Consider the following 19,208-nt stretch of genomic DNA (forward strand, 5'->3'; position numbering starts at 1 on the left):
TTCAACGGGCGATCAGGCCGCGTTCTGACGGTCGCCGTCGATTTGCGAGCGCATCTGTCTGGCCAGACGGGTCTCGAAGCGGCTGGCCACGGCGCGATCCCATTCATTCGAAATCTTGGCGTCGTCCGTTTTCCGCGGCATCGCCATCAGCCGGTCGATGATCGATCCAGCCTCGCCAGGTGAGAGCAGGGCGTCGATTTCACGTTCGTTCTGCATATCGTTTCGCCTCCTTCTTCCTCTCCCGCCACGAGCCAGTCTTATACGAGATTCGTGACGGCTGTTTGAAGGCAAGAGCGAGGTCATTGAAGGGCATCGAAGGGCAAAACCATGTCGCGAGACCGGGCCATGCGCAAAGCTGTTCCTGCGCCTTGGCAGGTCAGGTCAAGGAGAGATCTACAGCCGCTTTTCGAACAGCACCGTGGTGAAGCCACTGTCCCATTCGTCGTCTGGATAGCGATTTTTTTCGATATAGCCGACCGCCTTGTAGAGTGCTTGTGCGGGCAGGTTGAACGTGTCGGTTTCCAGCCGCGCCTGCGCCAATCCGGCGGCGCCGATCGCCTGTTCGGCATGGGAAAGCAGCTTGCGGCCGACACCTTGGCCTTGACGGGACGCCATGACGTGCAGGGCCTCGATGAAATCCGCGCGCCAATGGATCAGGCCGGCGACCTCGCCATCGATCTCGGCAACGGCGAATTCAGGCCAGCTCTGGTCGACATAGCGCCCGCCAATATCCGTCTCGACATAGCGCCGCGCCGCTGCTTCGGTGATGTTCGGCAGCCATGTGCCTTCGAAGGTTTCATGCAGCACCTGCTTCAACGCCGGAATATCGCTCGCCTGCGCCGGGCGCACGATGATTCGATCCTCTGCCATTTTCCGTCTCCCGCCAATGCATGTCGCCCAAAAGCGCACAGCGATTTTGGGATGGCGACATGCATAAAATAAAGGCTTCCGCACGGGCCCTCTTTCGGCGACACGCGTGGCATCTTGATCACACGCTGGCTGCCGAAGATCTGTGCGATCCCCGGCAGCCTCGTGCGAAGTGGGCTGACTAGCAGATGGCGATGGCGGCGGCTTTCAGCCAGTGGTGTCGGATGTCGGTCCAGAGATGGAGCGGCGCGCGCCTTACACGTAGCGGTTGACGATATTTTCCAGCAGTTCCTGGCGACCGGACCTCGGCTGCGGCTCGATCTTCTTCTTGACGACGCGCTCGGCGATATCCTCCAGCGTGCGCTTGCCGGCGAGCATCGCCTTGCCCTCGGCCGTGTTCCAGCCGGCATAACGTTCGGCCAGCGGCGCCGATAGCGCCTTGTCCTCGACCATGCCGGCCGCGGCTTTCAGGCCGCGTGCGCAAGAATCCATGCCGCCGATATGGCCGATCAGCAGGTCCTGCGGATCGAGCGACTGGCGGCGCAGCTTGGCGTCGAAATTGGTGCCGCCGGTCTTGAAGCCGCCGGCCTGCAGGACCTGATAGTAGGCCAGCGCCATTTCCGGCACGTTGTTGGGGAACTGGTCGGTGTCCCAGCCCGACTGGTAGTCGTTGCGGTTCATATCGATCGAACCGAAAATGCCGAGCGCATTGGCCAGAGCCAGTTCGTGCTCAAAGGAATGGCCGGCCAGGATGGCGTGGCCCTGCTCGATATTGACCTTGACCTCCTTCTCCAGCCCGAAGCGCTTGAGGAAGCCGTAGACCGTGGCGACATCGTAATCGTACTGATGCTTAGTCGGCTCCTGCGGCTTCGGCTCGATCAGGATCGTGCCCTTGAAACCGATCTTGTGCTTGTAGTCGACGACCATGCTGAGGAACCGGCCGGCCTGTTCCTGCTCGCGCGCAAGGTCGGTGTTGAGCAGGGTCTCATAGCCTTCGCGCCCGCCCCACAGCACGTAGTTTTCGCCCTTCAGCCGCTTGGTGACGTCGATGCAGCTTTTTACCGTCGCCGCCGCGTAGGCAAAGACGTCCGGATCGGGATTGGTGGCCGCACCCGACATGAAGCGGCGGTTGGAGAACAGATTGGCGGTGCCCCAAAGCAGCTTGACGCCGGTCTGCTTCATCTTGCCCGCAAAGTAATCGGCGATCTCGTCGAGGCGCGCGGCACTTTCGGAAAAGTCCTTGCCCTCCGGCCGCACATCGGCGTCATGGAAGCAGAAATAGGGCGCGCCAAGCAGCGAGAACATCTCGAAGGCGACGTCCGCTTTCAGTTTTGCCAACTCCATCGTGTCGGTGCCGCCGGCCTTGGGGAACCACGGCCGGTCGAAGGTCTGGCCGCCGAACGGATCGCCGCCCGGCCAGGCAAAGGAGTGCCAGTAGGCGACGGCGAAGCGCAGATGGTCTTCCAGCCGTTTGCCGGCGACGACCTCGTCGGGATTGTAGAATCTATAGGCCAGCGGATTGGTCGAATCCGGCCCTTCATATTTGATTTTCTTGATGTCGCCGAAGAATCCGCTGCTCATGATTTCTGTCCTCTCACAAAGTTCTGCCGCCATTACCTCAGGCGTAATTGGTTTCAGGCCAGCGCTGGTCGAAAAGGGTCAGGTCAAAGCCACCAAACGAAGGAGACGGACCATGACCGACCTCACCAAGATCGCCCAGAACTACATCACCGCCTGGAACGAAAGCGATGCCGGCCGCCGGGCCGAATTGCTCAAGGCGACCTTCACGGAAGACGTCAGCTATCGTGATCCGCTCATGCAGGGCGACGGCCATGAAGGCGTCGCGGCTCTGATCGACGGCGTGCAGCAGCGCTTTGCCGGCTTCCGGTTCTCGCTGAAGGGCACGCCGGACGGTTTTGCCGACAAGATCCGCTTCTCGTGGAATCTCGGACCTGAGGGGACGCCTTCGGTGATCGAAGGTACCGACATCGGAATCATCGAGAACGGCCGCCTGAAGAGCGTCACCGGCTTTCTCGACAAGGTGCCGGCGCAGTGAGGACTTCTGGGGGAGGCGGGCGTGAAGCGCCCCCCTCTGGCCTACCGGCCTTCTCCCCCGCAAGGGGGGAGATTGGTTGGCATCCGCGCCTTCGCCAATCACCCACCTTGCAGGACTGGCATACCCGCCAACGCTGCTAATCTCCCCCCCTGCGGGGGAGATGCCCGGCAGGGCAGAGGGGGGTGCCTCGCGCTCACTCACGCGGTCACGCTCTTAATTGCCGGGTACAGCGACCGGTAGCGCTGATATGCATCCGCATACGCCCCAGCGAGCGCAGCGTCCGGTTCAACGGTAGCATCCGTCCTGGGCGCCGTGCACACAGCCAGCGGATCGGCACCCGTCGCAGCAATCAGACCGAGCCGTGCGGCACCAAAGGCGGCGCCGAAATCGCCGTCGGCGGGAATGTCGACAGGCAGTTGAAGCGCGGTGGCAATCGCCTTCAACCAGTAGTGCGAGCGCGAGCCGCCGCCGATCGCCGTCACCCGCGTCAAGATCGTGCCGGCCGTGGCCAGGGCTTCGAGGCTGTCGCGGAAGGCAAAGGCCACACCCTCCAGCACGCCCTGGGTCAGCACGGCACGGCTCGATTCATGCGCCAGCCCGGTGAACGCGCCGCGAATGGCGGCATCATTGTAGGGTGTGCGCTCACCCGAGAGATAAGGCAGGAAGGACACGCCGCTGGGCGCCTTCAATGTGTCGCCGAGCTCTGCGGTCAATTCGCCGGCGCTCTTCCCGGTGATTTCGGACAGCCAGTTGAGCGAATCCGTCGCCGACAGGATGACCCCCATCTGATGCCAGGTGTTCGGCAGGGCGTGGCAGAAGGTGTGAACCGCGCTAGCCGGGTTGGGCAGGTAGGAAGCGTTGGCGGCAAACAGCACGCCCGATGTGCCGAGCGAGACGAAAGCGTGGCCGGCGCCGACCGTGCCCATGCCGCAGGCCGAGGCCGCATTGTCGCCGGCGCCGCCGGCGATCGGAATGCCGGCCTGGACGCCCCATTTCGATGCCAATTCGCTGCGCAGTGCGCCTGCCTTGTGCGTACCCTCAACCAGCGACGGCATCTGCCTCTCGTCGAGCGACGTCGCTGCGAGCAGGTCCGTACTCCAGCGCCGCTTGCCGACATCGAGCCAGGAGGTGCCGGCAGAATCCGACATTTCCGAAATGTGTTCGCCCGAAAGCCAGAGCCGCAGGAAGTCCTTGGGCAGCAGCACTTTTGCGACCTTGGCGAAGAGAGCGGGTTCGTTGTTTTTCACCCAGGCAAGTTTCGGCGCGGTGAAACCGGGAAAGACGATGTTGCCGGTCAGGGCGCGGAAGCGCGGATCGGCGTCGAGCACGGCCGCCTCGGCATGGCTGCGCGTGTCGTTCCACAGGATGCAGGGACGCAGCACCTTGTCGGCGGCGTCGAGCAGCGTGGCGCCATGCATCTGCCCGGACAGGCCAATGCCCTTGACTGCCGCGAGTTCATCCGGATGGGAGGATCTGAGTTCGGCGATTGCGTCTTCGCAGGCCCGGATCCAGTGCTCGGGATTCTGTTCCGACCAGCCGGGATGCGGCCGTGAAACATCAAGCGAACCGTGACCGGAACCGATGACGGTTTGCCCGGCATCGATCAGCAGCGCCTTGACGCCCGACGTCCCGAGATCGAGGCCCAGATACATGTCTTCCTCCCACGCCAGTTAATTTTTTCGGGTCTCGAAAAAATCTGACTTGGCCAGTTTTTAAAACAAGATCCGCTTCGGGTCAATTCTCCGACAAATCGGCGGCGCGTCGCACAAACAGCGCTGACAGCGGACTGTCGGGCCGCGCCATCGAACGCTCGGCCGTGAGCGCCCTGGCCAGCGCACCCTCACCGGCGCGCAACGCTGCCTCGATCAGCGTCAGGTCGATAACATCGCGTTGGGCGTGGCTGCCGCCGAAACGATGAGCGATCGAGCGGATCGGCCGGATCAGGCGCACGGCCTCGGTGTAGCTGCCCTCACCGAATGCCTTGATGGCGAGCGTCAGCGGATGGCCGACATCCCGCGTGAAAGCCGCATTGTCGTCGCTGCCACGCATGGCCTCGCGCTGCGCCTCGAGCAAAGCGAGGGCCGGCGCATCGAACCCTGCACCGACAAAGGCCATCATCGCGTGGGCATCGTTGAAGGCATAAAGGCCCGCTCCGGCCTTGCGCCAATTGGCGGCAAGCGCTGCCCAGCGGTCGCCGACATCGACGCTGCCCAGGGCGAGCCGCCACAGGACTGCCGAGGCATCGACCATGTTGAGCGCCATCGTCGATTGTACGCTGTAGATAGGGCCGTCATAGAGGGCCAGCACCGCGTCGGTTTCGCCGAGATCGTAATGGAACAGCGCCAGGTGCCACCAATTGTGCACCTGCAGGAAGCTCTCCCTTGTCCACGCTTCCGGGTTGGCCTGCATCCAGGCGATGCCATCCCTTTGCCGGCTCTGCATTTCCATGACATGGGCGACGGCGTGCTGGGCCCAGCCATCGCGCGGCTCCATGTCGACCGCCGCGCGGCCAAGCTGCTCGGCCCTGACATAATCACCCATTTCCTCCAGCCCGAAGGCCTGCATGCCGAGCATGGCGTGGTAGCCGGGCATGCCGCTTTGCCATGACGGCAGGGCGCGTGCGATGCGGTCGCGCAGCATGCGTGCATTGCCGGTGAAGAAATCGATCTGGTGGCCGACCTGCAGCGCCAGCCCGTCGCGGGGCGTCTCGATGGTGATGTCCTCGAGAATGCGGCTGGCTTGATGCCATCGTCCGCTGGCGAGATGCCCGAGGGCCGAGACATGCGCCCGCTCGCGCGTGGTCGCGGCAAGCGGCAGTGCGGCCTCATGGCAGGCCTTGGCCACGGCCGTCGCCTCCCGCTCGGTGGCGAGGCCGAACAGATATCCCTTGAAGACATGCGCCATGACGAAGCCGGGATCTTCCGCGATGGCGCGGTCGACGGAGGCTACGGGATCGCCGATGAAGCACTGCAGTTCACGCACTGCCTGGCTGTAGGGGGTGAATCCCGCCTCCGTGGCGCCCGAAAATGCCAGGCCGAATGCGTCCCTGGTTGCCATGCGATGTCCTTCTGTCGACCCGTGACAGGCCCTCGATCCTTCGGCCCAAACCGATCCTAAAGCATGGGCCACGGCAACGCCAACCGCGCGCTACGCCAGGTCATTTGAGTAGTCTTTGCAGTTTAGCAACCATGCGGGGCAGATTAGGCTTTGTAAAATCGAATGAATTGTGTCTTCATTACGGCGACTGGCGGGGGCTGGAAATCGCGAATCGAGAGGGGACGCGATGCGGCATATGAAGAACTCACTTCCGAACAGTCATTCGGAGGATGTGCAGGTGGCAGTTGCTTCGCTACGGCGAAAGCCGCATCCGCTACACCCGTGGCTTATTAGCATCCTCTCAACTACGGCTTTTGCGTTGCTGCCCAACTCCGCCGCGTTTGCCGCATGCGTGCTGGGTCCATCCGCCGGAAACACCGTTTACACCTGCGACAGCGGCGATTCAGGCGGCAGCCTCGCCGATCCCGATGGCGACAACACGCTCAATTTTCCCGCCGGGGGCACCGGGCAGATATCAGGCAATGTCACCTTTGGTGTCGGCACGGACCGCATCGATATGCAGTCAGGCGCCATCACCGGCACCGTCGATCAGGGTGGCGGCACCGATTTTTTCACCATCGGCGCGGGTACCGTCGCCGGCAATGTCCAGCAGGGCGCCGGCATCGACGACTTCAACATGAGCGGCGGCCAGATCGGTTCGCTCAACCAGGGCGATGGCCTGGACACGTTCACCATGACCGGCGGGCGCATCGTCGATTTCTTCGACGATGGCGACCGTGCCGTGATGACCGGTGGCCGCATCGGCCGCGTCAACATGAAGCTCGATCAGAATTACTTCAACATGTCCGGCGGCACCATCGACCGCAACCTCGTCACCGGCTTCGACAAGGACACGATCATCCTGTCGGGCGGCACCATCGGCGGCAACATCAGCGTCAGCGGCGGCAACGACAGCGTCACGGTCACCGGCGGTACGGTCGGTGGCGATATACTGATGAGCTTTGGCGCCGACAGTTTCGTCTGGAACGGTGGCGGCATCATCTATGGTTCCGTCGATCTCGGCGGCGACAACGACACCGCCGAACTCAGCAACCTCACCAACGCCAATCTCGGTGCCACGAATACCATATCGGGTGGTCTCGGCACCGACGCGCTCACCCTGGACAACGTCAAACTAGATGGGATCAGCCGGCTCCAGAACTGGGAAAGCATCGACGCCACCAATGACACCGAGCTGACGCTCGATGGCAATCTGGTGCTCGGCGACAGCGGCACCGGCACAGGTTCGCTCAGTGTCGATGCCGCAAGCACGCTCTATGGCGGCGGTTTCAACGCGGCGATCCAGGCGTTTACGGCGGGTCAGTTGGCGCAGGTCACCAATGCCGGACGCATCGACCTGACCAATGGCAGCACCGGTGCCACCGACAGCCTGACGATTTCGGGCAATTATGTCGGCCTGGGTGGCCTGCTGCTTATCCAGACCGAGCTCGGTGACGATTCCTCCGCATCCGACAAGTTGGTCCTGTCGAGCGGAACGGCTTCCGGTTCGACCGGCATCTCCGTGGTCAATCTCGGCGGCGCGGGGGCTGCGACCACGCAGGACGGCATCATGGTCGTCCAGGCAATCAACGGCGCCACCTCGGGCGCCACGACATTTGCGCTCGACGCCCCGGTCGCCGCCGGTGCCTTCGAATATTACCTGTTCAAGGGCGGCGTCAGCGCCGGCAGCGAGGAGAACTGGTACCTGCGCTCGACGCTGAACACGCCGGCCCCGCCGGCCGCAGCCCCGCCGGTGCTGGAACCTGCTCCGCCGCCGGAACCTGAGCCGCCGGCGGCCGAACCGCCGCCGCCGCCGCCCATCGACCCTGCGCCGCCGCCGCCGCCGGAATCCACCCCCGGCGACCCCGATCCGGTTGATCCGGCGCCGCCGGTCGTGCCGACCGATCCGCCGCCCGCGACACCACCGGCACCACCGCCGGCACCAGTGGCAGATCCGCCCCCGCCGCCGCCGGTGGTGCCAACGGAGGTGCCCGACCTACCGACACCAGCGGCGGGCGAGGAGATCCTGCTCTATCGCATCGAGGTTCCGGTCTATTCGGCCTTGCCGCCGGTCGCCGAACATCTGGCGATGACGACGCTCGGCACCTTCCACGAACGGCGCGGCGAGCAGAGCCTGTTGTCGAACACCGAGCTGTCGCCGGTCTGGGGCCGCATCTTCGGTCAGGACAGCAAGATGGCGTATTCAGGAACGGTATCGCCGTCCTTCGACGGCACCCTGTTCGGCCTTCAGGCGGGCTTCGATCTGTTCGGCCGCGAAACCGCGTCGGGCCAGACCGATCGCGCCGGCCTGTTCGTCGCCTATGCCAGCATGAATGGCGACGTGCGCGGCCAGGCGCTGGGCTGGGACAATCTGTCCGTCGGCAGCATGGATATCAACGGCACCAGCGTCGGCGGCTACTGGACCCGGATCGGTCAGGGTGGCTGGTACCTGGACGGCGTCCTCATGGCCACCTTCTTCGGCGGAAACGCAACATCGTCGCGCGACATCGGCATCGATGTCGGCGGGACCGGCATCACCGCTTCGCTGGAAGGCGGCTATCCCATCGCGCTGGGGCAAGGCTGGACGCTTGAACCGCAGGCGCAACTGGTCTGGCAGCAACTGTCGCTCGACGATGCGTCGGACCGCTTTGCTTCGGTTTCCTTTGATACGGACGGCAGCGTGACCGGCCGGCTCGGCGCACGGCTGCAAGGCGAAACAACGATCAATGGCATGGCGCTGCAGCCGTACCTCAAGGCCAACATCTGGCACGATTTCGGCGGCACGAGCCATGTCAATTTCGACACCACCGATATCTCCACCGAGGGCAGATCGACCTCGTTCGAATTCGGTGGCGGTGTGATCGCCAAGGTGACGGACAAGGTCAGCATCTTCGCCACCGGCGACTACACCACCAATCTCGGCGGCGACGAGCGTCGGATCCTCGAAGGCAATCTGGGGTTCAGCGTCAAATGGTAAGGCCGGTCATGACCCCGAAAAACAGTTTCGGGGTCACGGTCAGACAGAGAGCCTAATTGCTGGAACGCATCGCCACCGTGGCGATGCCGGCGCCAACCAGCAGCGTGCCGCCGGTGCGGTTGAAGATGCGGATCGCCTTGGGATTGCGCACCACGTTGCGTGCGCGTGAGGCGATCAGCGCATAGCCGAAAGCATTGGCAAAGGCGAGCGCCAGGAAGGTCGTCTCGAAGATCAGCATCTGCGTCCAGAAATCGGCGTACCGGTCGAGGAACTGCGGCAGGAAGGCGACGAAGAAGGTGATGCTTTTCGGATTGAGCGCGGTGACCAGCCAGGCGTGCGCCATCATCTTGGCCGAGGAGACCGCGTCGGTGCGCGGTTCGGCCTTCAGCGCGCCGCCTGCGCGAAACAGTTTCACGCCGAGATAGATCAGATAGCCGGCGCCGATCAGCTTCAGGATGGTGAAGACGGTCGCCGAAGCCGCCAGCAGCGCGCCGATACCCAGCATCGACAAGGTCATCGCCGTGAAGTCGCCCAGCGCCACGCCGATCGCCATCGGCAAGGCGGTGCGCCAGCCCTGGCCCAGCGCGTAGGACACGACGAGAAGGATGGTCGGACCCGGAATGATGAGAAGGATCGTCGATGCGGCAGCGAAGGCGGCCCAGTTTTCGAAGGACATGCTCATCTCCTTTGAGCTTAAAGAAGAGGATAAATCCTTAGGCCCGGGAGAATGTAAAGAGGCGATTGACCTGACTGCGCCAGCGGCGGATCGGTGTCAGTTCGCGCCGCTCGGCGTGCTCACGATATCGGCCAGGCTGACATTGGCACCGAGAACGGTTGCCGCCGCGACAATGGCAGCGGCAAAAAGCTTGATGTCGGTTTTTAAGGTCTTGCACATGGAGGGCCCTCGCTGATGGTTCGAGGAGTAGGAAACGCCGGCGCCGGGAATATGACCCGGCCGAGGTCTTTTTGTGCAGCAGCCTTCGTTCAAGCTCAGGCAAGAAGGTCGAACATCGTCAAGGCCATGCGCAAATGCAGGCTGTGCAAGGTCTTCACGCTTTATCAACCATGAATGATGAAAATGCCCGCTATCCGGCCGGACCGTGCTTCCCGCCGACAGCGTAGGGTCTGGGTATATGCGTGAGTTGCCGGAAGGTCTGACGCCGCCGCGAAATGGCGACGCAATCGAAACCGATCATCATCTTTCCCGCCGTGCCATCCTGTCCGGGGCAGGGGCGCTCGCGCTGCTGAGCGCCGCCGGTTGCTCGACCTCGGGCTTGGGTCTGCCGGCGCTCGAGCTCGACGACGTCACCACGGGTTCCGTGCGGCCGATCCGGCCAAGCATCAGCGTCGACAAGAACATCACCAGCCCCGGCGTGATGTATGCCGCGATGACGGATGGTGGCTTCAACGTGCCGGAAGTGCCGTATCTGAAGGTCAAGCCGGAATTCCGCCGCCAGATTGTCGTCGACACGACAGGCGAGGCACCCGGCACCATCGTCGTCCATCTCAAGGAGCGCATGCTCTATCTCGTCCAGCCGGGTGGCGACGCCATTCGCTACGGCGTCGGCATCGGCAAGGATGGTTTCCGCTGGTCGGGTCGCGCCAACATCCAGTACGGCAGGGAATGGCCGACCTGGACGCCGCCGCCGGAGATGATTGCCCGCAAGCCTGAACTGGTGAAATGGCAAGCCGGACAGCCCGGCGGCCTCACCAATCCGCTCGGCGCGCGTGCCCTCTACATCTACCAGGACGGCAAGGACACCGGCTATCGCATCCACGGCTCGCCCGAATGGTGGAGCATCGGCCAGGCGATGTCGTCGGGCTGCGTGCGCCTGATCAACCAGGACATCATCGACCTCTACAGCCGCGTCTCCAAGAAAAATCCGGTCGTCGTCGTCTGACGCTTATGCGGCGTGTTGGCGCCGCTCGAAACTCCCGTTGCGCGATGCGGCAAGACAGGCCAAGGTGCCTTGAAAACCATCGCGCCGGGAGAAATCAAGCATGGCTGGAACGTTTGTCATCGCGCAGGGCGGCGGCCCAACCGCCGTCATCAACCAGACGGTTGTCGGAGCGACGCTAGAGATCCGCAAGCGGCATCCCGGTGCCAAGGTGCTGGGCTCCATCCATGGTGTGCGCGGCATCCGTGACGGCAATTATGTCGACCTTTCCGCCATCCCCGAGGACCGGCTGCGGCTGATTGCCGGCACGCCGAGCGCCGCCCTCGGCTCGACCCGCGACAAGCCCGATGCCGTCTATTGCGACGTCATCCTCGACGGCCTGAAGAAGACCGGCGCAGACGCCTTCATCTATATCGGCGGCAACGACACGTCGGGTACGCAGCAGATCCTGACCGATGCCGCCGGCGGCAAGATCGCCTTCGTCCATGCGCCAAAAACCATCGACAATGATCTCGAGGAAAACGACCACACGCCGGGCTTCATTTCGGCGGCCGAGTTCGTCGCTGGCGCCTTCCTCTCCGTCGATCTCGATTTCCGTGCGCTGCCCGGCATCTATGTCGGCATCGTCATGGGCCGGCATGCCGGCTTCCTGACCGCGGCCGCCGCTGCCTGGCAACTCGACGCCGACAGCGGCCCGCACCTCGTCTACGTGCCCGAGCGCCCATTCTCAGCCGCCGGCTTCATCGACGACGTCCGTGCCACGCTCGATCGCCACAAGCGCTGCATCGTCGCCGTTTCGGAAGGGGTCAGCACCGCCGACGGCAAGGCCCTGGTCGAAAGCCTGGTGCCGCCGGACAAGCTTGAGCGCGACGCGCACGGCAACGTCAAGCTGTCGGGCAGCGACCTGCCGGCCGCACTCGAGCGCGCGTTGGCCGAAGGCCTGCCGGGCAAGCGGGCCCGCGTCGATGCGCTAGGCTACATGCCGCGCGGCTATATCGGCGCCATCAGCGCGGTCGACGCGCAGGAGGCCTTCGATGCCGGCGCTTTTGCCGTCACTGTCGCCGAACAGGGCGGCGGTTCGGTGGCGCTGCAATATGACGGCACCAGAACGGTGCTGAAGAAGGTGCCGCTGAAGAACGTCGCCGGCAAGACACGCCACATGCCGGGCGATTTCATGAAGCCCGAGGTCAATCAGCTGTCGGATGCCGGCATGGCCTATCTCAAGCGGCTGGTGCCGGAAAAGTACAAGGTCGGGAAGCCCTTCGTCTGATGCCGGGCTCACACTTGATGCCCGGCTCGCTTCTCATGCCGGACTCACACTTGATGCCAGGCTGGTTCAGCAGGAGCGTCGTCGACGACAAGACGACGATGCTGACCGAGCCCTTCGTGCATGCCTATGTTCGGGCCAATATCTGGCATCTGCGCGGTCGCGATGCCGACCTGCTGGTCGACACCGGCATGGGCATCTGTCCGCTGGCGCCGCAGATCGAGACGGCGGACGGCAAGCCGCTGCTGGTCGTCGCCACCCACATCCATCTCGACCATGTCGGCTCGCTGCATGAATTCCCGTTGCGGGCCGGGCCAAGGATAAGCGCGGAACAATTCGAGAGCATGGATGAGGCGGCGACCTACGCCTACATGTTTCATGACCTCGAGGGTGCCGTCTCGAAACTGCCGGCGCCCGGATGGAAGTCGGCCGACTACAGGATCCCGCCCGCGCCCTTGACGCGAACCCTGGACGAGGGCGATGTCGTCGATCTTGGCGACTGGCAATTTCGCGTGCTGCATTTGCCGGGCCATTCACCGGATTCGATCGCGCTGTTCGACGAGGTCGACGGCCTGTTCTTCAGCGGCGATGCCATCTACGACGCCATGCTGATCGACGACCTGCCGGATTCCGACCGAGCCGCCTATGTCAGCACGATGCAGCGCCTGCTCGACTTGCCGATCCGCATCGGTCACGGAGGACACGGACCGAGCTTCGACGGCAAGCGCATGCGCGAGATTGCCACGGCCTATCTCGAGCGAACCGCCGGTGGCTGAGGCTCCAGCGAGGCAGCAAGGCGGGGCCCGACGACTTTGCGACGCTGCCGCCGTGCGGATATTAAATCTTCGTAAGGTCGCCCTAAAACCCTAAATCGGGCGAATCCGCGCCCTAGATGCAAGGCCGTCGATCCGGTTGGCTGCCATGTAGGCGAGACGGGCAATTGCGACCTCGACACGCCGATGACCGATTTTCCCCGCACGGGAGAGGCCACGGCGCTGGATCAACTCTCGCCCGGACAAACGACCATGTCAGATATCCTTCGTAGGCATCGCGTCGCGGCCTTGCTGGGCGCTGCGCTGATCATATCCCCCTTCGTCATGTCTTTCGCCCAAGGCGAGGGCAACACCGTTCCGACGACCCAGACGCCTGTTGCCGGCATCACTGCACCCAACGGCTCGTTCGCGCCCATCGTGGCCGCCGACAAGCCGGCGGTGGTGACGGTTACCACCGTCATGAAGGCACAGCCTGAAACGATGAGCGATGCCTCTCCTTTCGACGGCGGCTCGCCTTTCGATGACTATTTCCGCCAGTTCTTCGGTGACCAGGGCATGCCGACGCCCAAGACGCCGCCACAACAGCAACCGCAGCGCGCCGAGGCGCTGGGTTCCGGCTTCATCGTCGGCGCGGATGGTACCATCGTCACCAACAATCACGTCATCGATGGCGCCTCTTCGATCAAGGTTACGCTCGACGACGGCACCGAACTTCCGGCCAAGCTTGTCGGCCGCGATGCCAAGAACGATCTCGCCGTACTCAAGATCAAGTCGGACAAACCCCTGCCGACAGTCAAATGGGGCGATTCCGACAAGCTCATGCCAGGCGACCAGGTGCTGGCCTTCGGCAACCCGTTCGGCATCGGCACCACCGTCACGGCAGGCATCGTCTCGGCGCGCGGCCGTGACCTGCATAGTGGGCCTTTCGACGATTTCATCCAGATCGACGCGCCGATCAACCACGGCAATTCCGGCGGCCCGCTGGTGGATGTCGCCGGCAATGTCGTCGGCATCAACACGGCGATCTATTCACCCAATGGCGGCAGCGTCGGCGTCGGTTTTGCCATTCCGTCGGGCCAGGCCCAGAAGGTGGTCGCCAAGCTGATGAAGGGCGGCTCCATCCAGTACGGCTATATCGGCGTTCAGATCCAGGAGGTGACGCCGGATGTCGCGAGCGCCATCGGGCTCGACCATTCCGGCGGTGCGCTGGTTTCAGAGGTCAACGACGGTTCGCCGGCGGCCAAGGCCGGCATCGAGACGGGTGACGTCATCACCAGCTTTGCCGGGCAGGACGTGAAGGATCCCAAGGACCTGTCGCGGGCGGTCGCAGATGTCGCGCCGGGCGCCCGGGAAACGGTCGATGTCTGGCGCAAAGGCAAGCCGATTCGGATTTCCGTCGATGTCGGCCAAAACAGCGCCGATGCGAGGACCGCGTCGCTGGACGACGGGTCCGACGCGCCGAGCGCCGGGCGCGCTCCGGCGATAGGGCTCGGCTTGATGGATATAACACCCGACATTCGCCAGCAGATGAACCTTGCCGGCAAGCAGCACGGCGCGGTGGTTGCCAGCGTCAACCCCGACAAAGCGGCCGCCGCTTCCGGAATACAGGCCGGCGACATCATCGTTGCCGTCAATCAGGTGCCGGTCAAGAATGCCAGGCAGGTAACCCAGGCGATCGCCTTGGCCGGCAAGTCCGGCAGGAAATCGGTGCTGTTGCTGGTCGAGCGTGGCGACGCTCAAATGTACATCGCGGTGCCTTTCGCCAATGGCTGAGAAATGGCGTTGACGTGCACGCGGAGCAGCAGGTCCATCGGTGACGGTCCCGCCGGTCTCCGCCCGTCAAGATTTAGGTTGCCCGTCACGACATCTTCGAGAACATTGCGTCAGGCCGATAGTGGCCTGATCGCATGGGGATTGCCGCTATGGTCACCCGAGGTTTCTCTTCAGGACGGCGCCCGCCAACCGATGGCGATGCCCGCATCCCGCCAGGCCAGTATCTAGAACAGGGTTTCCCGGTGCTGTCGGCCGGTCCGACGCCGCGCGTGCGTACCGAGGATTGGTCTTTCACGCTGAAACACGGGCCACGCCCGATCAAGAAATGGAACTGGACCGAGTTCAACGCGCTGCCGATGACCAAAATGACACGCGATATCCATTGCGTGACAGCATGGACCAAATTCGACACGCCGTGGCAGGGTGTGCTGGTCGACGATATCCTTGCCGATGCGGGGGTCGAGCCGCCGACCGGCTTCACGTTGGCGCACGCGTTCGACGGCTACACCACCAACGTGCCGGTCACGGATCTCACCGCCGGCAAGGCCATGGTGGCGCTTCTCTACGAAGGCAAGCCGATCACACCGGACCATGGCGGCCCGGCAAGGCTGCTGGTGCCGCATCTTTATTTCTGGAAATCGGCCAAATGGTTGAACGGCCTGCAATTCACCACGCGCGACGAGCCCGGTTTCTGGGAATTGCGCGGCTACCACATCTATGGCGACCCATGGCGCGAGCAGCGCTACACGGATGATCCATGAGCGATGCGGCAGCAGTGCAGTCGCCCTGGCAAACAGCCAGCATCGTCCGCATCGAAAAGCGCACGCCGCGTGTCACCAGCTTCTTTTTCCAGCCGTCTCGGCCCTTCGCCTATCGCGCAGGGCAGCATGTCGACGTCAGGCTAACGGCGCCGGACGGCTATCAGGCGCGCCGCTCCTATTCCATCGCCTCCGCGCCCGAAACGCATGGCGTAATTGAACTGGCGATCGAAAAACTCGACGATGGCGAGGTCTCGCCCTTCTTCCACGAGGTCGCGGCAGTGGGCGATGAAATAGAACTGCGCGGGCCGCTTGGCGGACATTTCGTCTGGCCCGAGGATGAGAGTGGGCCGCTTGTTCTGGTCGGCGGCGGTTCGGGCGTCGTGCCCTTGATGTCGATGCTCCGCCACCGCGCCGCACGTAATTCAGCGGTGCCCGTCGTCCTGGTCTTTTCGGTCCGGGTCTGGGACGAAGTGATCTTTCGTGACGAGCTGATCGTTCTCGATGAGCGCCAGGACGGCTTCGACCTGGTGCTGACACTGACCCGCGAAGCTGCACGCCGTCCAGCCGACTATGCGCGGCGGGTGGACGTCGCGATGATGGTGCAAGCCATGACGCGGCTGCCGGAGCCGCCTGGCATCGCCTTCGTCTGCGGCTCCAACGCCTTCGTTTCCGCGGCCGCCCAGGCGCTGATCGATGCCGGCGTTGCAGCCGAAATCATTCGCACCGAACGCTACGGAGTGTGAACCGACGCCGCCTTTCGAGAAAGGTTCGTCGGATTCGCCGTTAGCCAACCGGCGAGAAATCCGCCGACAGCAGCTCGAAGGGTAAGGCGCCATAAGCAGCCACCGTGGCCGCGTCGTTCCATTCACGAAACTGCCGCGACGGTCGCGCCTCTAGCGTCCAGGCAGCTCGCGCGCCGTCGAGCGTCACCTTGCCGCGAAAATGCAGCACGCGTTCCCTGCCGGATCGGCTGATGGCCATGGCGCGCAGGCGAGCGATATGCTCGCCACCGTCATTGATCTCCATTTCGATGCGGCGCCGGACCGGCGGAACGCCGATCCTGACGGTGATATCGAGCATCATGTCGCCGGTCGTTTGCGGACAGGCGATGGCCTGCGAAAACATCAGAGGCGCCGATGCTGCTTGCGGCTTGCGCGCGGCCGGTCTGCCGCGCCAAGGTTTGGCGGGTGGCTCCTGTTGCAACCGGCCCTTCTTCCGCTTCAGGCGCAACTGCTTGGCAAGCCCGCGCGACAGCCAGACCAGGCCGCCGAAATCCGTGCGCGGCTTGGCTTGCAGAACCGACGACCAACGCGACAAGCCAGCTCCGTCGGCCATCTCCAAGATTCTGACCATTGTCGATTCCGGCACCGGAATGCCGATCTCGAACGCCAGATAGGATAGCGCCACCGCCGCTGGAACCGCCAGGCCGCGTCTGCCGACGATGTCGAGGAACATGTCCCAATCGACCTCTTCGCCATGGATGGCGACCGCGCAGTCGACAAGCCAGTCGCTGTGGGTGTGGGCGTCGAGGCCGCCATGGGCGATGGCCAGGGCCATGCGATCGGCCGGCGACGGCACGAAGACCGCGACGCCGCTGAATTCGGCTGGGACCGCCCGTTGCCAGATCGCCAGGTCGTCTTCCGCGCTCGTCTGCGACCCGTCATAGCCGAACTGGTGCAGGTCGATGTCACCGAAACGGCCCTTGAAGAAGTTCATCGACCGCAGCGACGCCAACCGGGTTCGCAGATATTGCGCGCTGACGCCCGAGGCGATCTGCCAGTCGCGGTCGCGCAAGATGTCGAAGACGGCAGCCATGTCGCGCGGGCGCACCAGTATATCGATGTCGTGCGCCACCCGGCCACGCTGCGCCGACGCGTTCAAGGCAATGCGGCTGGCGCCCTTGATCAGCATGATGTCGGCGCCGCCGTCTGCCATCGCCTTCAGCGCCGGTTCGGCCTCGCGCATCGCCATGCGCGACTTCGTCCACAGCATCTTCTGCAGGCCGACGAGGCGCGGATGCGCGGTATGCCCGGCCAGCTTCCTGCCGAACCTGTCGGAGATGGCGGCGAGCAGGCGATGTTCTCGAAACGAGACGAGATCGATGTCGTTCTCGTCCAGCCAGCGCGCGGCGCAGGCAGCGGCTGCGTCCTCGTCGGAGAGCAGCGCCGCCTTTAACAACAGGTCCAGCTGGCCGGTGGGCCACGACCAGCCATAGTCCGGGAAGCGGCGGCCGATGCGGCGAACGGGCCTGGCGTTCAATTGGAGCCTGCCTTGTTCCGGGCGCGCCGCTGCATGGCGAGCCTTGCGACCTGGAGATAGCCCCGGTCGCGTGCCGGATCGCGGCCGTAGGAAAGGCTGCCCGGACGGATGCGGCGCAATGCAAGCACGTCGTCGAGCATGGCAAGGGCAAGGCCTGCCTCACGAACCCGGGCGATCCAGTCGATCATCTCGCCGCGACCGCCTGGTGGGTCGATGATGGGACCGATGCGTGGCACCACCTCCTGGCGGATCATCATCGTCGTGCGCGACCAGCCAGCTTCACTGGTCGCATCGGGCAAATCGGGGCTGTCGCCGCGAAACGTCCGCCAATGCGTAAAGACGCCCGCTGTCCCGGGATGACGGCCGAGATAGGCCAGCTGCTTTTCGACCTTGTCCGGCAGCCACAAATCGTCGGCATCGAGCGTCGCGATGAGCGGCGTCGAGAGTGCCGCAATGCCACGGGTCGTTGCGCTGCCAGGTCCGGCATTGTCCTGTCGCAGCACCGTCACCGGCAGGTTCATCGCATCGATCACCGCAGCCGTATCGTCGGTCGAACCGTCATCGACCACGACGATGGCCTCCGCCTTTGCCGTCTGGGCCAGAACGGAGTTCAGGGCCGCGCCTATGGTGGCGGCCGCGTTGAAAGCCGGAATGACGACGCCGTAGCCTGCCATCAAAGGAACCGCCACTGCGCGAGATCCTTGAAGTCGAAGATCCCCTCCACCCGGCGCAAGCTGGGATCGGCCTTGCGACGCTTCATCGACTTGTGAATGGCGCGCATGAACTCGCGAAAGGGCACATCGGCTTCCTTGGTCATGTTGCCGGGATGACGCCTGTAATAGAGAGCCACCGTATCGGGCATAACGTATTTTGCCTGGCTCTCAAAGATACGCAACAGATAGTCGGTGTCCTCGGCCTGTTTGAAATCCTCGTCGAAACCACCGGTGCGCTCGATGAGGTCTCGCGCAAAGATCCCGGCGGACAGGTGGATCCCTCGCACGGTTATGGAGTGGCTGTCGGCGGCCGGTTCCAGCGTCTCTCCATCTATCTTGTCTATCAGCGTCATGCGCGAATAGGTCAGGTCGAGGCCCGGATCCTCTTCGAAGCAGGCGAGATCCGCCTTGAAGCGCCCTGTCGGGGAGATGTCGTCCGAATCGAGAAACGACACCAGGCCGGTCTGCGGCAGCAACTGCTTCAGCCCGGCATTGCGCGCCTTGGTGACCCCGCCATTGACCTGCTGGAAAAGACGAATGCACGGGGCCTCGTCGATCAACGACCGCACGACGGCCGCAGAGCCATCGGTCGACCCATCGTCGATGACGATGATGTCGAGATCGATGTCTTCGCGCTGCCTGAGCAGCGAGCGCAGCGCCAGGCCAACGAACTGTTCGCGATTGTAGACCGGCATGATGACGCTCAGCCTCATTGGCGTCTCCAGCAGCGTTCCGGGCTTGGCTGATCCGACCCGATTGTGTCGAGCA

At 63.8% G+C, this 19,208-nt stretch carries 18 protein-coding genes; 8 read left to right on the plus strand and 10 right to left on the minus strand.

Annotated features, from left to right (window positions below; genetic code table 11):
* Window positions 1-12 precede the first annotated feature (12 nt).
* The 3 genes from EOA19_RS03825 to xylA all read right to left on the minus strand — a co-directional run bounded on the left by EOA19_RS03825 (window position 13) and on the right by xylA (window position 2,448).
* Window positions 13-216: a hypothetical protein gene (locus tag EOA19_RS03825; RefSeq protein WP_127398055.1), complete on the minus strand. Its 204-nt coding sequence runs from the start codon at window positions 214-216 to the stop codon at window positions 13-15.
* A 177-nt stretch (window positions 217-393) separates the two neighbouring features.
* A complete protein-coding gene (locus EOA19_RS03830) occupies window positions 394-870 on the minus strand; it encodes an N-acetyltransferase (RefSeq protein WP_127289632.1) in 477 nt (158 codons plus the stop codon).
* Window positions 871-1,122: 252 nt separating this feature from the next.
* Complete coding sequence (gene xylA / locus EOA19_RS03835; RefSeq protein WP_023810585.1) at window positions 1,123-2,448, minus strand: xylose isomerase; 1,326 nt, start codon at window positions 2,446-2,448, stop codon at window positions 1,123-1,125.
* 112 nt (window positions 2,449-2,560) lie between these two features.
* On the opposite strand from xylA, the gene EOA19_RS03840 reads away from it, so the two are divergent.
* Window positions 2,561-2,923 (plus strand): nuclear transport factor 2 family protein, encoded by a 363-nt coding sequence (locus tag EOA19_RS03840; protein WP_128302747.1) that lies wholly within the window; start codon window positions 2,561-2,563, stop codon window positions 2,921-2,923.
* 197 nt (window positions 2,924-3,120) lie between these two features.
* Here EOA19_RS03840 and xylB read toward each other — a convergent pair whose 3' ends face one another.
* Both xylB and EOA19_RS03850 read right to left on the minus strand, forming a co-directional pair.
* On the minus strand, window positions 3,121-4,575 hold the full coding sequence (xylB, locus tag EOA19_RS03845) for a xylulokinase (RefSeq protein WP_128302748.1): 1,455 nt from the start codon (window positions 4,573-4,575) through the stop codon (window positions 3,121-3,123).
* Between the two features lie 82 nt (window positions 4,576-4,657).
* Complete coding sequence (locus EOA19_RS03850; RefSeq protein WP_128302749.1) at window positions 4,658-5,980, minus strand: tetratricopeptide repeat protein; 1,323 nt, start codon at window positions 5,978-5,980, stop codon at window positions 4,658-4,660.
* Between the two features lie 226 nt (window positions 5,981-6,206).
* On the opposite strand from EOA19_RS03850, the gene EOA19_RS03855 reads away from it, so the two are divergent.
* Window positions 6,207-8,996 carry an autotransporter outer membrane beta-barrel domain-containing protein gene (locus tag EOA19_RS03855; protein ID WP_128302750.1) on the plus strand — a complete coding sequence of 930 codons (2,790 nt, stop codon included), beginning with the start codon at window positions 6,207-6,209 and terminating at the stop codon, window positions 8,994-8,996.
* A 52-nt stretch (window positions 8,997-9,048) separates the two neighbouring features.
* On the opposite strand, the gene EOA19_RS03860 is transcribed toward EOA19_RS03855, so the two are convergent.
* On the minus strand, window positions 9,049-9,672 hold the full coding sequence (locus tag EOA19_RS03860; protein WP_128302751.1) for a LysE family translocator: 624 nt from the start codon (window positions 9,670-9,672) through the stop codon (window positions 9,049-9,051).
* A gap of 96 nt (window positions 9,673-9,768) precedes the next feature.
* On the minus strand, window positions 9,769-9,891 hold the full coding sequence (locus tag EOA19_RS36360; protein ID WP_128302752.1) for a hypothetical protein: 123 nt from the start codon (window positions 9,889-9,891) through the stop codon (window positions 9,769-9,771).
* Between the two features lie 238 nt (window positions 9,892-10,129).
* Between EOA19_RS36360 and EOA19_RS03870 the strand changes: the two genes are divergently transcribed.
* The 6 genes from EOA19_RS03870 to EOA19_RS03895 all read left to right on the plus strand — a co-directional run bounded on the left by EOA19_RS03870 (window position 10,130) and on the right by EOA19_RS03895 (window position 16,211).
* A complete protein-coding gene (locus EOA19_RS03870; RefSeq protein WP_128302753.1) occupies window positions 10,130-10,897 on the plus strand; it encodes a L,D-transpeptidase in 768 nt (255 codons plus the stop codon).
* A 100-nt stretch (window positions 10,898-10,997) separates the two neighbouring features.
* Window positions 10,998-12,164: a diphosphate--fructose-6-phosphate 1-phosphotransferase gene (locus tag EOA19_RS03875; protein WP_128302754.1), complete on the plus strand. Its 1,167-nt coding sequence runs from the start codon at window positions 10,998-11,000 to the stop codon at window positions 12,162-12,164.
* Between the two features lie 53 nt (window positions 12,165-12,217).
* Window positions 12,218-12,937, plus strand: a complete 720-nt coding sequence (locus EOA19_RS03880; protein WP_128302755.1) for an MBL fold metallo-hydrolase — start codon at window positions 12,218-12,220, stop codon at window positions 12,935-12,937.
* A 249-nt stretch (window positions 12,938-13,186) separates the two neighbouring features.
* Complete coding sequence (locus tag EOA19_RS03885; RefSeq protein WP_128302756.1) at window positions 13,187-14,707, plus strand: DegQ family serine endoprotease; 1,521 nt, start codon at window positions 13,187-13,189, stop codon at window positions 14,705-14,707.
* Between the two features lie 149 nt (window positions 14,708-14,856).
* Window positions 14,857-15,468, plus strand: coding sequence for a sulfite oxidase-like oxidoreductase (locus tag EOA19_RS03890; RefSeq protein ID WP_023813663.1), 612 nt, complete (start codon window positions 14,857-14,859; stop codon window positions 15,466-15,468).
* Window positions 15,465-16,211, plus strand: a complete 747-nt coding sequence (locus EOA19_RS03895; RefSeq protein ID WP_128302757.1) for an FAD-binding oxidoreductase — start codon at window positions 15,465-15,467, stop codon at window positions 16,209-16,211. Before EOA19_RS03890 ends, EOA19_RS03895 begins: the two co-directional genes overlap by 4 nt.
* Window positions 16,212-16,251: 40 nt before the next feature.
* On the opposite strand, the gene EOA19_RS03900 is transcribed toward EOA19_RS03895, so the two are convergent.
* Genes EOA19_RS03900 through EOA19_RS03910 form a run of 3 tightly spaced genes read right to left on the minus strand, consistent with a single transcriptional unit; the run spans window position 16,252 to window position 19,153 of the window.
* Window positions 16,252-17,727, minus strand: coding sequence for a nucleotidyltransferase family protein (locus EOA19_RS03900; protein WP_128302758.1), 1,476 nt, complete (start codon window positions 17,725-17,727; stop codon window positions 16,252-16,254).
* Window positions 17,724-18,401 carry a glycosyltransferase family A protein gene (locus EOA19_RS03905; protein WP_023813660.1) on the minus strand — a complete coding sequence of 226 codons (678 nt, stop codon included), beginning with the start codon at window positions 18,399-18,401 and terminating at the stop codon, window positions 17,724-17,726. Before EOA19_RS03905 ends, EOA19_RS03900 begins: the two co-directional genes overlap by 4 nt.
* Window positions 18,401-19,153 (minus strand): glycosyltransferase, encoded by a 753-nt coding sequence (locus EOA19_RS03910; RefSeq protein WP_128302759.1) that lies wholly within the window; start codon window positions 19,151-19,153, stop codon window positions 18,401-18,403. Before EOA19_RS03910 ends, EOA19_RS03905 begins: the two co-directional genes overlap by 1 nt.
* Between the last annotated feature and the right edge of the window lie 55 nt (window positions 19,154-19,208).

Origin of the sequence: Mesorhizobium sp. M7A.F.Ca.US.010.02.1.1 (genome assembly GCF_004023085.1) — a bacterium.
In the GTDB taxonomy this organism is placed as follows: Bacteria; Pseudomonadota; Alphaproteobacteria; order Rhizobiales; family Rhizobiaceae; genus Mesorhizobium.